Annotated in this window: 13 protein-coding genes; 8 read left to right on the top strand and 5 right to left on the bottom strand. The window is 68.9% G+C overall.

Annotated elements, in window-relative coordinates; genetic code table 11:
• Positions 1-117 precede the first annotated feature (117 nt).
• Positions 118-1,056 carry an ADP-ribosylglycohydrolase family protein gene (locus NS2_RS33360; RefSeq protein ID WP_228102651.1) on the top strand — a complete coding sequence of 313 codons (939 nt, stop codon included), beginning with the start codon at positions 118-120 and terminating at the stop codon, positions 1,054-1,056.
• A 23-nt stretch (positions 1,057-1,079) separates the two neighbouring features.
• Here NS2_RS33360 and NS2_RS33355 read toward each other — a convergent pair whose 3' ends face one another.
• Complete coding sequence (locus tag NS2_RS33355; protein ID WP_147207411.1) at positions 1,080-1,934, bottom strand: hypothetical protein; 855 nt, start codon at positions 1,932-1,934, stop codon at positions 1,080-1,082.
• Positions 1,935-2,066: 132 nt separating this feature from the next.
• Here NS2_RS33355 and NS2_RS33350 point away from each other — a divergent pair, with 132 nt between their 5' ends.
• The 3 genes from NS2_RS33350 (at position 2,067) to NS2_RS33340 (ending at position 4,967) form a co-directional block, all read left to right on the top strand.
• Positions 2,067-3,599 carry an MMPL family transporter gene (locus NS2_RS33350; protein ID WP_228102652.1) on the top strand — a complete coding sequence of 511 codons (1,533 nt, stop codon included), beginning with the start codon at positions 2,067-2,069 and terminating at the stop codon, positions 3,597-3,599.
• 108 nt (positions 3,600-3,707) lie between these two features.
• Positions 3,708-4,403 carry a hypothetical protein gene (locus NS2_RS33345; RefSeq protein ID WP_033091271.1) on the top strand — a complete coding sequence of 232 codons (696 nt, stop codon included), beginning with the start codon at positions 3,708-3,710 and terminating at the stop codon, positions 4,401-4,403.
• 72 nt (positions 4,404-4,475) lie between these two features.
• Positions 4,476-4,967 carry a VOC family protein gene (locus NS2_RS33340; RefSeq protein WP_081986378.1) on the top strand — a complete coding sequence of 164 codons (492 nt, stop codon included), beginning with the start codon at positions 4,476-4,478 and terminating at the stop codon, positions 4,965-4,967.
• Between the two features lie 130 nt (positions 4,968-5,097).
• On the opposite strand, the gene NS2_RS33335 is transcribed toward NS2_RS33340, so the two are convergent.
• Together NS2_RS33335 and mca are read right to left on the bottom strand one after the other, a co-directional pair.
• Positions 5,098-5,379 (bottom strand): hypothetical protein, encoded by a 282-nt coding sequence (locus NS2_RS33335; protein WP_033091272.1) that lies wholly within the window; start codon positions 5,377-5,379, stop codon positions 5,098-5,100.
• Positions 5,376-6,257 (bottom strand): mycothiol conjugate amidase Mca, encoded by an 882-nt coding sequence (mca, locus tag NS2_RS33330; RefSeq protein WP_045440057.1) that lies wholly within the window; start codon positions 6,255-6,257, stop codon positions 5,376-5,378. Before mca ends, NS2_RS33335 begins: the two co-directional genes overlap by 4 nt.
• Before the next feature lie 156 nt (positions 6,258-6,413).
• Between mca and NS2_RS33325 the strand changes: the two genes are divergently transcribed.
• Both NS2_RS33325 and greA read left to right on the top strand, forming a co-directional pair.
• Positions 6,414-6,830, top strand: a complete 417-nt coding sequence (locus tag NS2_RS33325; RefSeq protein WP_033091274.1) for a DUF4307 domain-containing protein — start codon at positions 6,414-6,416, stop codon at positions 6,828-6,830.
• Positions 6,831-7,074: 244 nt separating this feature from the next.
• Positions 7,075-7,566 carry a transcription elongation factor GreA gene (greA, locus tag NS2_RS33320; RefSeq protein ID WP_033091275.1) on the top strand — a complete coding sequence of 164 codons (492 nt, stop codon included), beginning with the start codon at positions 7,075-7,077 and terminating at the stop codon, positions 7,564-7,566.
• 83 nt (positions 7,567-7,649) lie between these two features.
• On the opposite strand, the gene NS2_RS33315 is transcribed toward greA, so the two are convergent.
• Positions 7,650-8,795, bottom strand: a complete 1,146-nt coding sequence (locus NS2_RS33315) for a cystathionine gamma-synthase (protein ID WP_033091276.1) — start codon at positions 8,793-8,795, stop codon at positions 7,650-7,652.
• A gap of 110 nt (positions 8,796-8,905) precedes the next feature.
• Between NS2_RS33315 and NS2_RS33310 the strand changes: the two genes are divergently transcribed.
• Together NS2_RS33310 and NS2_RS33305 are read left to right on the top strand one after the other, a co-directional pair.
• On the top strand, positions 8,906-10,081 hold the full coding sequence (locus NS2_RS33310; RefSeq protein WP_147207410.1) for an acyl-CoA dehydrogenase family protein: 1,176 nt from the start codon (positions 8,906-8,908) through the stop codon (positions 10,079-10,081).
• Positions 10,082-10,155: 74 nt separating this feature from the next.
• Positions 10,156-10,500, top strand: coding sequence for a DUF6401 family natural product biosynthesis protein (locus NS2_RS33305; protein WP_033091278.1), 345 nt, complete (start codon positions 10,156-10,158; stop codon positions 10,498-10,500).
• A 66-nt stretch (positions 10,501-10,566) separates the two neighbouring features.
• On the opposite strand, the gene NS2_RS33300 is transcribed toward NS2_RS33305, so the two are convergent.
• Positions 10,567-11,580: a mechanosensitive ion channel family protein gene (locus NS2_RS33300; RefSeq protein WP_081986379.1), complete on the bottom strand. Its 1,014-nt coding sequence runs from the start codon at positions 11,578-11,580 to the stop codon at positions 10,567-10,569.
• Positions 11,581-11,655: the final 75 nt, after the last annotated feature.

The following is an 11,655-nucleotide window of genomic DNA, read 5'->3' as shown; positions in this document are numbered from 1 at the left end:
TCGAAACCCTCGCCGCCTACTGCCAACGAATCAACGACTCACGACACTAGGCCCGAATACGGGCCTGGACAATCCCTTTACGAAATAGTTGCGAAGGGCTGGTTACCATCGGAAACGATGCATGCTGACCTGATGCTCGACGCGCTGAACGGACTGTCCGTGGGGGACGCGGTGGGGGCGGAATTCCCCGTGCTGCGCCGGCCCCTCGGGGAATTGGCGACCGGCGAGCTCCCGCCCGGGCGGTGGGAGTGGACCGATGACACCGAAATGGCCTGCAGCGTGGTCGCGGAACTGCTCGAACACGGTGAGATCGACCAGGATCGGCTGGTGGCCGCCTTCGCCGAGCGGATCGATCAGCGCCGCGACTACGGCTTCATGACCGTCGACACGCTCGGGCGGATCCGCCAGGGCGCGCCGTGGCGCACGGTGACCGCGGCCGCGTTCGGCGGGCAGGGGTCGTGCGGCAATGGCGCGGCCATGCGGGTCGCGCCGCTGGGCGCGTTCTACGCCGGGGATACGGAAAGGGCCGCGGCCCAGGCGATCCGGTCCGCGGAGGTGACGCACGGGCATCGGGAAGGAATCACCGGCGCGCTGGCGGTGGCCTTCGCGGCGGGCGATGCCGCGCGGGCCCGGCTGGCCGGAATCCGACCCACGCCGGAGCAATTCCTCACCACGGTCCTCGACCGGCTCGACCGTGGCGAGACGGCCCGGCTGATCCACCGCGCCCGCGCGCTGCTCGGCGCACCGTTCGAACGGGCCGCCGCCGAACTCGGCACCGGGGTGCGGGTGACCGCACAGGACACGGTGCCCTTCGCACTGTGGGTCGCGGCAACGCATCTCGGTGACCACCGGGCGGCGGTCGCCACCTGCATTGCCGCGGGCGGGGACACCGACACCACCTCCGCGATCGTGGGCGGGATAGTCGCGACCCACGTCGGCGGCCCGCCGCCGAGTTGGCTGGCGGCGCGAGAACCATTGCCCGCCTGGGTCGAACAGGCGCGGGCCCGGAAACCCGCCGCGGCGGGCAGGTTTCGACGCTGGTGGCCGGGCCGCTGAGACCCGGGGTGCCCGGCCGGGACTCAGTGTTCCTGGCCGCGGCCGTATTTGGTCAGCGCGACGGCATTGACCACGATCAAGCCGATCAAGGTGGCGGCGCGCAGCCGGGTCACGGTGGCGGCGGAATTGGTGACCCCCGGCGCACCGGAATCCTGTAGTGCCTGGCCCTGGGAGTAGAGGAACAGGCAGATGGACAGACCACCCAGCGCCCAGCCCACCGTGAGCGCCCGGAAGATCCTGTCCGGCCGCAGAAATGAGGTGAGGCCCGGAAGCGCGGCCAGGGCGGCGGTCCACGGGATCAGCCAGGAGTAATCGTCGCGCAGGAAATGCCAGACGTCCTGATCCGGCAGCCGGATCGAGAGCACCAGCGCACAGCCGGTGATCGACAGCAACAGGGTGGCGATCGACGAGGCGTCACGCGGTAGTCGCGGACCGACGCGCAGCGAATCGCCGAGCATGAGCGCCACCGCCGCGAGCAGGCCCGCGGCCACCAACGACACGGTGCCGAGCACGGCCAGCCGCTCCCCCGACGCGCCGCGAATCGTGTCGCCCACCGCGGCGTCACTCCGGCTCGCCCACAAGCCGTTCAGGCGCGAGAGCACCACCATGCTCCAGCTCCCGGCCAATGCCACCCCGATGATCAGCGGGTTGCAGATCTCCCGGGGTAATTCCGGAATCGACGTCCGCAGCCCGGCGATGCTGCCCGCCACGAGTCCGGCCGCCGCCAGGCACACGATGTAGTACCGGCCCTCGTAGAGCACGGAATCCACGGATCGATCGACCTCGTTGTAGCGGACGAACGGGGCCAGGAGTCCGGCGGACAGCAGGACCGCGCCGATGATCGACAGCAATCCGGCCAGCAGCGTGATGAAATCCATGACGCGCCCGCGGAATCCGCCGAACCGGTCCCCGGCCCGCGGCGGAGTCACCGCGAGCGGCGGCTCGGCGCTGGACAGCGAGCGAATCGTGTCCTCGGAGTGGATATTCCGAGACGCACTCGGCCGGGACGAGTGTTCCGAGCCGTCCAGCGCGAGCAGCGCGGCCCGCGCGAAACTCGCGCAATCGCCTTCGACCTGAAGGTGGACAGCTCCGTCAGCTCGCTGCTGACCGTCGTATTGTTCGGCGTCGGAACCGATTACATCCTGTTCCTGATGTTCCGCTACCGGGAGCGCCTGCGCGCCGGTGAGGATCCCAAGACCGCCATGATCAGCGCGGTCACCCGGGTCGGCGAGGCCATCGCCTCCGCGGCGGGCGCGGTCATCATCGCCTTCATGGCGCTGACGCTGTCCACCCTGGGCATGTTCCGGGCCCTGGGTCCGGCGCTGGCCATTGCCGTCGCGGTCACCGCGCTGGCCGGGCTGACCCTGGTCCCGGCCATCGTCTCCAAGCTGGGCACCAAGGTGTTCTGGCCCTCCAAGGCCTGGCAGCGCGAACCCAAGAGCCTGCTGTTCGCGGCGCTCGGCCGTGGCCTCGGGCGGCGGCCCGGCGTGGTCGCCCTGGCCTCCGGCGCGGTGCTGGCGGCGCTGAACGTCGCCGCGCTCGGCTTCAATCCCACCTTCGACATGAGCTCCGGCTCCACCGCCGACACCTCCGAATCCACCGTCTACAGCAAGGAATTGCTCGAGGGCATGCCCGCGGGGGCCACCCAGCCGTCGCTGGTCTACCTGCGCTCGGACGCCCCGCTGGGCACCGCGCTGCTGGACGCCTACCGCACCGCGCTGTCCGGCGTGCCGGGTGTGGGTCAGGTCGGTCAACCGCGTCTGTCCACCGGTGGCGAGGTCGCCGAATTCCAGGTCACCCTCACCGATCAGCCCGAATCCGACGCGGCCCTGGCCACCGTGCGCGGTCCGCTGCGCGATCGGGCGCACGCCGCCGCCCCGCCCGGCACCGTCGCCTACGTCGGCGGCCTGACCTCGGTCTTCGTCGACTTCAAGGCCGCGATGAACCACGACTACAAGGTGGTCTTCCCGGTGGCCGCCCTGCTCATCGCCCTGGTGCTGGCGCTGCTGCTGCGCAGCGTGGTCGCGCCCTGGTACCTGATGGCGTCGGCGGGCCTCGGCTTCGCCGCCACCCTGGGCGCGGCGGTGCTGGTCTTCCAGCACTTCCAGCACAATTCGGGCCTGATCTTCACCCTGCCGATCATCATGTACATGTTCGTCGTGGCCCTGGGCACCGACTACAACATCCTCATGGTCGCCCGGTTGCGTGAGGAATCCCAGCAGGGCCACGACCCGCGCACCGCGGCGGCGCGGAGCCTGCGCCACACCGGGCCCACCATCGCGGCCGCCGGTGTCATCCTGGCCGGCACCTTCACCTCGATGATGCTGGCGGGCAACACGGTCATGTCCCAGATGGGATTCGCCATCTCGGTCGGCATCGCGATCTCGGCGTTCGTCATGGCCATGTTCTTCACCCCGGCCCTGACCGCCCTGCTGGGCCGTCGCGCCTGGTGGCCGGGCCGCATCGGCCGCACTGATTCCCGCTACGCCGAGTGGTACGACGAATCCACCTGGCCGACAACCGAACACACCTACACCCGCTGACAGATCGACCACCCGGCCGCGGCGAGGATGCCGCGCCCGGGTTCGTCATGTCCCGTCCATCCGGGCGCTCGGTGATCCGGCCGACGCCGCGTAGAGAATGATTGGCACATGCTCTCCACCGACCACCTCGAGCGCGCAGACCGCCGCCCGGCCCGCATCGACACGCCGCTGGGCATTGTCGGGTTCTCGGTCACGCTCGGCGCGGACCCGCTGCCCGCCGCACCGGATACCGTGTGGCGCTTGCCCAATGACGCGCGGCTGCACCGCTGGCGGCACCGCACCGCGACGGTCGATCTACTCATCGGGAGCATCGAGATTCCGGCCTGGGACGGCGGCGCGCCGGTCCCGATGTGGGCCGGAATCTGGCAGGTGTCGGCGAATGCGGCGGTGCCGGGCCTGGTGGTCGCGGCCGAGGTGACCGACCTGCCCGCCGACGCGCACGGCGGCCCGGACACCGGGGAATGTCTTGCCGCCGTGAGCATCGAGAACGAGCATTTCAGCGTGTCGATCGGCGGCGCCGACTCCGAACTGCTGGCCATGCAGGCCGCCGACGGCCGGCTGCTGCCCGCCGACTGGGCGGACCTGCTGCCCGCCGACGGCAACGACGAACTCGGCGAATACGGTGTGCGCTACCGGGATCCGGCCGGCATCGCCTGGCACCTGCCCGGCCTGGCCACCCGGGAGGTGGCCCGCCTGTGCGTCGCCACCGCCTGGTGCCCGCGCGATGACGACCGCCCCGCCGCCTGGTTCGCCGTCGACATCCCGCTCGACACGGCGTACCTGCACCTGACCGCCGACCGGTAGCCCCTCCGACGCGCCGGGTCCTTTCCGCGCGCCGGATACGCCGGTGCGAGACAGCGAACCGGGGCGCTGAGTATGGTTCGACCACGACATTCCGTCACGGGCGGCACCATGCGCATCCGCCACGTCAAACTGCCGGTCAGCGATCTGGCGCGCAGTGTCGCCTGGTACTGCGATCTGCTGGATCTGCGGCTCGCCGGGGAATTCCGGGAGCAGGGCGAACTGCGGGGCGCGCAACTCATGCATCCGACCGGATTCGGGATCGCGCTGCGGGAACGCGAATACTGCGCCGGGCAACCGGATCTCGCGGGCTTCGACGTATTCGCCCTGGAAGTGGACTCGGTCGACGAACTGCACGCCTTCGCCGCCCGCGCCGACGAACTGGAGTACACCCGCGGCGAGGTCTTCGACCGCGGCGAATACGGCGCGGCCCTCGACCTGGTCGACCCGGACAACACCGTGGTCCGGCTGCTGGCCCACAACCCCTTCCGCGCCGACCGGTTCCTCGGCGTGGAGGCCGACGGCAAGGGCGACTTCACCCTCTACGACACCCCGACGCTCGGCTGAGCGCCGGTGCCTGCGCTCGCGGCCGTCAGGCCAGATGCTTGCGTGGTACAGACCGCGATTGTTCCTGGAACTCACCCGCAGACGACACGACCCCGGCCCATCGGACCGGGGTCGTGAAAAGTCGTGCGGATCAGGCGTTCCCGTTGGCGGCTTCGGGCTTGGCCTCGTCCGCCGCCTCGACGTCCTGCGCCGCGATGCCGTGCTCGGTGCCCTCGTCGGCCTCCTGATCCGGTTCCGGATGTTCCGGGGAGAACTCGGCGGGCAGGTTCTTGATGTGCTTGTTCATATTGCGGATGAGCAGGATCGTGCCCGCCAGCAGCACCAGCACGATGACCAGGCCCAGCGGTGAGGCCTTGCCGAATTCGGGTCCGGTGGGCGAATTGGTGCCCTGGGCCAGCAGCATGAGCGTCATCGGTCGGCGTCCTCGGTATCTACGTCGTCGATCCCGACGAACAGGTCGGTCTCCGGAATCGCGGTCCGCACCCGGGTCTTGGCCAGCTCGAACTCCTCGGTCGGCCACAGCCGCTGCTGCATCTCCAGCGGCACCGCGAAGAACGCGCCATTGGGGTCGATCTGGGTGGCGTGGGCGCGCAGGGCGTCGTCACGCTGCGCGAAGTACTTGGCGCACTCGACCTGGGTGGTGACCCGCGCCATGATGTCGCCGCGTTCGGCGGCGTACTTGCGCATGCGGTCCATCCACTCCTGCATGGGGAAGGGCTGGCCGATGCGCTCGTACTCGTCGGCGAAGATCTCGAGGCGGGTGAGGCTGAAACCGTGGTTGTAGTACAGCTTCAGCGGCGTCCAGGGTTCGCCCGCGTCGGGGAACCTCTCCGGATCGCCCGCGGCCTCGAAGGCCGCGACCGAAACCTGGTGGCACATGATGTGGTCCGGGTGCGGGTAGCCGCCGATCTCGTCATAGGTGGTCATGACGTGCGGCCGGAACTCGCGCACCAGGCGCACCAGCGCCTCGGTGGCCTCTTCGAGGGGCACCAGCGCGAAGCTGCCCTCGGGTAGCGGCGGCAGCGGATCCCCCTCGGGCAGACCGGAATCCACGAAACCGAGCCAGGTCTGGCGCACGCCCAGCGCCTCGGCGGCGGCGGCCATCTCCTCGCGGCGCACCTCGGCGATGCGGTCCTTGATGCCGGGGGTGTCCATGGCGGGATTCAGGATGTCGCCGCGTTCCCCGCCGGTGAGGGTGACGACCAGCACGTCATTGCCTTCGGCGGCGTAGCGCGCGGTGGTCGCCGCGCCCTTGCTGGATTCGTCGTCGGGATGGGCGTGCACCGCCATGAGGCGAAGACCACTCACTTCTCGTTCACCTCACCGATCACGTTTTTCACCTCGTAGCTAATGAGCCGAGTCCAGGCACGGGCGTCAGGAATGCATTCCCTATAGTTCCATCCGACCGTTGTTTGTTCCGACCTACCCCCCGGGAGCGTCCCCGACATGAGCGAAAGACCGGCCGACCGGTACGGGATCAAGCCGCGGAAGCAGCGCCGCTGGCTGCCCTGGGCCCTCGGGGCGGTCGTCCTCATCGCCGGTCTCGGGGTCTCCTATCTGGGTTATCGCACCTACGGCCCGCAGGCCATCGAGCCCGATCGGATCGGTTACGAGGTCGTCGACGACGCCACCGTGAACGTGGATTTCAAAGTGACACGCAAGGATCCGGGCAAAGCGGTCGTCTGCTTCGTGCGCGCCATGGACGGCGACACCGACGAGGTCGGCCGCCGCGAGGTCCTGGTGCCCGGCTCCGATTCCGGTACCGTCCGCATCGTCACCACCATCAAAACCAGCCGCCGGGCCGGCGCGGGCAATGTCTACGGCTGCACCGACCATGTGCCGGCCTATCTGCGCGCCGGGTGAAAAGTCCGGTAAGCGACCCGCTTTGATGCTTCTACCTGCGCCTTTCCGAATCGTGCTAAAATGACGCGATACACGGTTCCGGAGTTCGGAGCCGTGTTTGCTGCATTGACGGCCGGCGCTGTCGGGACTCTCCCCAGGGATCGCTCTGGCTGTCCACTGCTGTCGTGCCCGTCTTCGGATGGCCACGGTAGCGGGCATCAGGGAATCCCGGCTTGCCGGGGACAACTACTAGGGAGTGATCGAGATGACTGAGACCGTGACTTGGCTGACCCCGGAGTCGCACGAGAGGCTCACGAGCGAACTCGGCGCGCTCATCGCCAACCGTCCCGTCATCGCGGCCGAAATCAACGAGCGCCGTGAAGAGGGTGACCTCAAGGAGAACGGTGGTTACCACGCGGCGCGTGAGGAGCAGGGCCAGCAGGAGGCGCGCATCCGCCAGCTGCAGGAACTGCTGAACAACGCCAAGGTCGGCGTCGCGCCCACCAAGTCCGGCGTGGCCCTGCCCGGGTCGGTCGTCAAGGTCTATTACGACGGCGACGAGTCCGACACCGAGACCTTCCTCATCGCCACCCGCGAAGAGGGCCTGGGCAGCACCGACCTGGAGACCTACTCCCCCAACTCCCCGTTGGGTGGCGCGCTCATCAACGCCAAGGTCGGCGAGACCCGCGAATACACCCTGCCCAACGGCAACACCATGAAGGTGACGCTGGTCTCCGCGGAGCCGTACCACAGCTAGGTACCGCCCGCCGACATATTTCGGCCGAAATGCAGCGAAGCGCCGCACCGGATCCCGGTGCGGCGCTTCGCTGTTGTCATGGGTCAAGCCAGGGCTTGCTCGATGTCGCCGAGCAGGTCGCTGATGTCCTCGATGCCCACCGAGAGGCGGACCAGGTCGGCCGGGACCTCGAGGGCGGAGCCCGCGGTGGAGGCGTGCGTCATGGCGCCCGGGTGCTCGATGAGCGATTCCACGCCGCCGAGGGATTCGGCCAGGGTGAAGATCTTGGTCTTGGCGCAGAAGTCGAGGGCCGCTTGCTTGCCCCCGTGCACGCGCACCGAGATCATGCCGCCGAAGCGCCGCATCTGCTTCTGGGCGACGGTGTGGCCCGGGTGCTCGGGCAGGCCCGGGTAGATGACCTCGGAGATCTTCGGGTGGTTGGTGAGGAACTCGGCGATGGTCTCCGCGTTGTCGCAGTGCCGGTCCATGCGCAGGGCCAGGGTCTTGATGCCGCGCATGGTGAGGAAGGCGTCCATCGGGCCGGGCACCGCGCCCGCGCCGTTCTGCAGGAACGCGAACTTGGTGTCCAGCTCCTGGTCATTGGTGATGAGCGCGCCGCCCACCACATCGGAGTGCCCGCCCAGGTACTTGGTGGTCGAGTGCAGCACGATGTCCGCGCCCAGCTGCAGCGGCTGCTGCAGGTACGGCGAGGCGAAGGTGTTGTCCACCACCAGCTTCGCGCCACCGGCGTGCGCGACCTGCGCCAGCGCCGCGATATCACCGATGTTCAGCAGCGGGTTCGTCGGCGTCTCGACCCACACCAGCTTGGTGTTGGGCCGCATGGCCGCCGCCACCGCGTCCACATCCGACACCGGCGCGACCGAGTACTCGATCCCCCACTGCGTGAACACCTTGTCGATGAGCCGGAACGTCCCGCCGTACGCGTCGTTCGGAATCACCATGTGATCCCCGGGCCGCAGATTCGACCGGATCGCACAGTCGGTGGCCGCCATGCCCGAAGCGAAAGCCCGCCCGTAGGTACCGGATTCGAGCGCCGCCAGATTGGCCTCCAGCGCCGTCCGCGTGGGATTCCCGGTGCGCGCGTACTCGTACCCGCCGCGCATCCCACCCACCCCGTCCTGGGCAAAGGTCGAACTCGCGTAGATCGGCACGTTCACCGCACCGGTCTGAGGGTCCGGATCGAACCCGGCGTGCACCGCCCGTGTGGAGAAACCCAGCTGATCGCTCATGCGAACAGCCTAAGGACGCGGCCGATTCACCTCGGCCCCGGGTCAGGTCCACGCCGCCCCGGCCCGGCGCGGCGTTGTCGGAGCGGCGCGGGCGGTCATATCGTGGGCGCATGGTCACTGTGGACGAGCTGTTCGCCATCGATTCCCTGCTCGATGATGAGGAGCGCGCGATTCGGGAAACCGTGCGCGCGTTCGCGGCCGAGCGGTTGCGGCCGCACGTGGCCGCGTGGTTCGAGGCGGGGACGTTCCCGGCGCGGGAGCTGGCTCCGGAGTTGGGGAAGCTCGGGCTGCTGGGGATGCATCTGGAGGGGTACGGGTGCGCGGGGACCTCGGCCACCGCGTACGGGCTGGCCTGCCTGGAGTTGGAGGCCGTGGATTCCGGTGTGCGGAGCATGGTTTCGGTGCAGGGGTCGCTGGCCATGACCGCGATTCACAAGTACGGGTCGGAGGAGCAGAAGCTGCGGTGGCTGCCGGAGATGGCGGCCGGGCGGGTGATCGGATGCTTCGGGCTGACCGAGCCGGACTTCGGGTCGAATCCGGGCGGGATGCGGACCCGGGCGCGGCGGGACGGGGACGACTGGGTGCTCGACGGGTCGAAGATGTGGATCACCAACGGTTCCGTGGCGGATGTGGCCATCGTCTGGGCACAGTCGCGCGAGGGTGAGCGGGATGTGATCCGCGGCTTCGTGGTGCCCACGGACACACCGGGATTCAGTGCGCGGGAGATGAAGCACAAGCTGTCGCTGCGCGCCTCCATCACCGCGGAACTGTCCCTGGACGGCGTGCGCCTGCCCGCCGAGGCCGTGCTGCCCGAGGCGCGCGGCCTGGCCGCGCCGCTGGGCTGTCTGTCCGAGGCCCGCTTCGGAATCATCTTCGGCGCGCTCGGCGCGGCCCGCGATTGCCTTTCCGCCGCAATCGATTACGCCCGCACCCGCGAGGTCTTCGACAAGCCGCTGGCCGCGTATCAGCTCACCCAGGCCAAACTGGCCGACATGGCGCTGGAACTCGGCAAGGGCCAGCTGCTCGCCATCCACCTGGGCCGATTGAAGGACCGGCACCAGATCGGCAACGAGCAGATCAGCGCGGGCAAGCTGAACAGCACCCGCGAGGCCATCAAGATCGCGCGGGAATGCCGGACCATTCTCGGCGCGAACGGCATCACCCTCGAGTACCCGGTCCTCCGTCACGCCAACAACCTCGAGTCCGTCCTCACCTACGAGGACACCGCCGAGGTCCACCAGCTGGTCCTCGGCGAGGCCCTGACGGGTTCGAAAGCCTTCCGCTGACCGGCCGTTCCGGGCAATTGCGTGATACGTCACAGCGGCCCCCTCGGGTGCCGCTGGATTGCTAGCATCGCCGGGTGTTTGTGCCCGGCTCCGCATTGCTCGTCGTCTCGGCGCGTAAAACCCTGAACCGCCTGCAGCGCACCCATGGAGCCCCCGCAGCCGAAGCCGCGGCCCTCTTCCCCGGCGTGAGCGCGGCCATCGACCAGCACGCCGCCGCCATCCGCGACATCCTCGACCTGGGCGTGGAAAACTCCGCCCTGGTCCCCACCAGCGTCCTGCTGGCCGGCTACGCCCGCGGCATCCTCGAAGACCTCCGCGAAGCGGAAGCGGAACTCCCGCTGTCCCCCCTCGACTGGCAAGACGCCGACTGGCTCCACCTCCGCCTGGCCGCCGTCTGCTCCCTCTCCCGAGCCTCCTGACGAAAACAGCCCCGGGATGGAATCCCGGGGCGGTCTTTGGTTCTTTGTCGGGGCGGACCAGCGGTTCTAGATCATGCCGCCGGGGTTGTTGGGATCCTGCCCGCCGGGCCTGGGCATCTGACCACCGGGCCGAGAAGGCTGCTGCCCGGGAGGCATCATCTGCCCGCCCTGCCCCATGCCCTGCTGAGGCATCTGCCCGTACCCCGTCTGCTGACCGTATTCCGGTCGCCCGTAACCCATCTGGCCACCCTCGGGCTCGGCCCACTTTCCGGGAGGCATCTGACCCGTCCCCTGCCCGGCCATCATCCCCGCCCGCTGCGCCATCATGGCCGCCTCGCGGGCCTGCCGCTGGCGAGCCGCGTCCTCGCGCCCCCGCTGATACGCCTGCGCGTGCCCCTTCACCTCGGGCATCTCTCCCTCGATGGTGTCGAGCCAACCCTCCCACCGCTGCTGCATCGGCCGGATCAATCCACCGCCGAAGCCGACGATGAGCACACCGCCGATGGTCGCCAGCACGGTGATGAGAATCGGCATGGTGACCGAGGTCCCGACCCCGATCTGATTCAGCGCCGCGATAATGCCGATTCCCCCGATGAACACGGCCGCAACGCGTCCCAGCATCCGCCCGTACTCCAGCCCGCTGAGCATGTTCGACACCATGTCCTGCACCACCCGCGCGATCGCGCCCGCGATACACACGATGACGATGCCGACCGCCAGCCGCGGCAGCCAGGCCACGATCCCGTTCAGCATGCTGGACACCGGGTTCGGGCCGAAGATGCCGAATCCCAGCTGCAACGTGATCAGCAGGACCGCGTAGTAGGCCAGTTCGGCGATGAGGCCGGTGGCGTCGTACCGCCCCCGCGCGAGCATGTCCTTGATCCCGCCCCGCTCCACCAGCCGATCGAAGCCGACTCGATTCAGGATCCGGGTCACCAGCCTGGCCACGACCTTGGCCACGAACCACCCGATGAGCAGAATCGCCAGAAACCCGACGAACTTGGGCACCCAGGTCGCGATGGAGCTCCACGCGTCCGAGATCCCTTGCTGGAAATCGATAGCCAAACTCGAGGTGTGCATGACCCCGTCCCTTCGCTATCCGTCCGGCCGAGTTGCCGGAACTGCTCCAAGGGGTCGTTATACCGCCTAGTGTCC

This window comes from Nocardia seriolae NBRC 15557 (assembly GCF_007990715.1).
Taxonomy (GTDB): domain Bacteria; phylum Actinomycetota; class Actinomycetes; order Mycobacteriales; family Mycobacteriaceae; genus Nocardia; species Nocardia seriolae.
This window is presented reverse-complemented; position numbering and strand designations above follow the sequence as displayed.

Bases quoted from the DNA above. Each gene is read 5' to 3' on its own strand.
- NS2_RS33355 (WP_147207411.1), bottom strand. From the start codon at position 1,934: ATGGATTTCATCACGCTGCTGGCCGGATTGCTGTCGATCATCGGCGCG.
- greA (WP_033091275.1), top strand. From the start codon at position 7,075: ATGACTGAGACCGTGACTTGGCTGACCCCGGAGTCGCACGAGAGGCTC.
- NS2_RS33315 (WP_033091276.1), bottom strand. From the start codon at position 8,795: ATGAGCGATCAGCTGGGTTTCTCCACACGGGCGGTGCACGCCGGGTTC.
- mca (WP_045440057.1), bottom strand. From the start codon at position 6,257: ATGGCGGTGCACGCCCATCCCGACGACGAATCCAGCAAGGGCGCGGCG.
- NS2_RS33325 (WP_033091274.1), top strand. From the start codon at position 6,414: ATGAGCGAAAGACCGGCCGACCGGTACGGGATCAAGCCGCGGAAGCAG.
- NS2_RS33310 (WP_147207410.1), top strand. From the start codon at position 8,906: ATGGTCACTGTGGACGAGCTGTTCGCCATCGATTCCCTGCTCGATGAT.
- NS2_RS33340 (WP_081986378.1), top strand. From the start codon at position 4,476: ATGGTTCGACCACGACATTCCGTCACGGGCGGCACCATGCGCATCCGC.
- NS2_RS33300 (WP_081986379.1), bottom strand. From the start codon at position 11,580: ATGCACACCTCGAGTTTGGCTATCGATTTCCAGCAAGGGATCTCGGAC.
- NS2_RS33360 (WP_228102651.1), top strand. From the start codon at position 118: ATGCATGCTGACCTGATGCTCGACGCGCTGAACGGACTGTCCGTGGGG.
- NS2_RS33345 (WP_033091271.1), top strand. From the start codon at position 3,708: ATGCTCTCCACCGACCACCTCGAGCGCGCAGACCGCCGCCCGGCCCGC.
- NS2_RS33335 (WP_033091272.1), bottom strand. From the start codon at position 5,379: ATGACGCTCATGCTGCTGGCCCAGGGCACCAATTCGCCCACCGGACCC.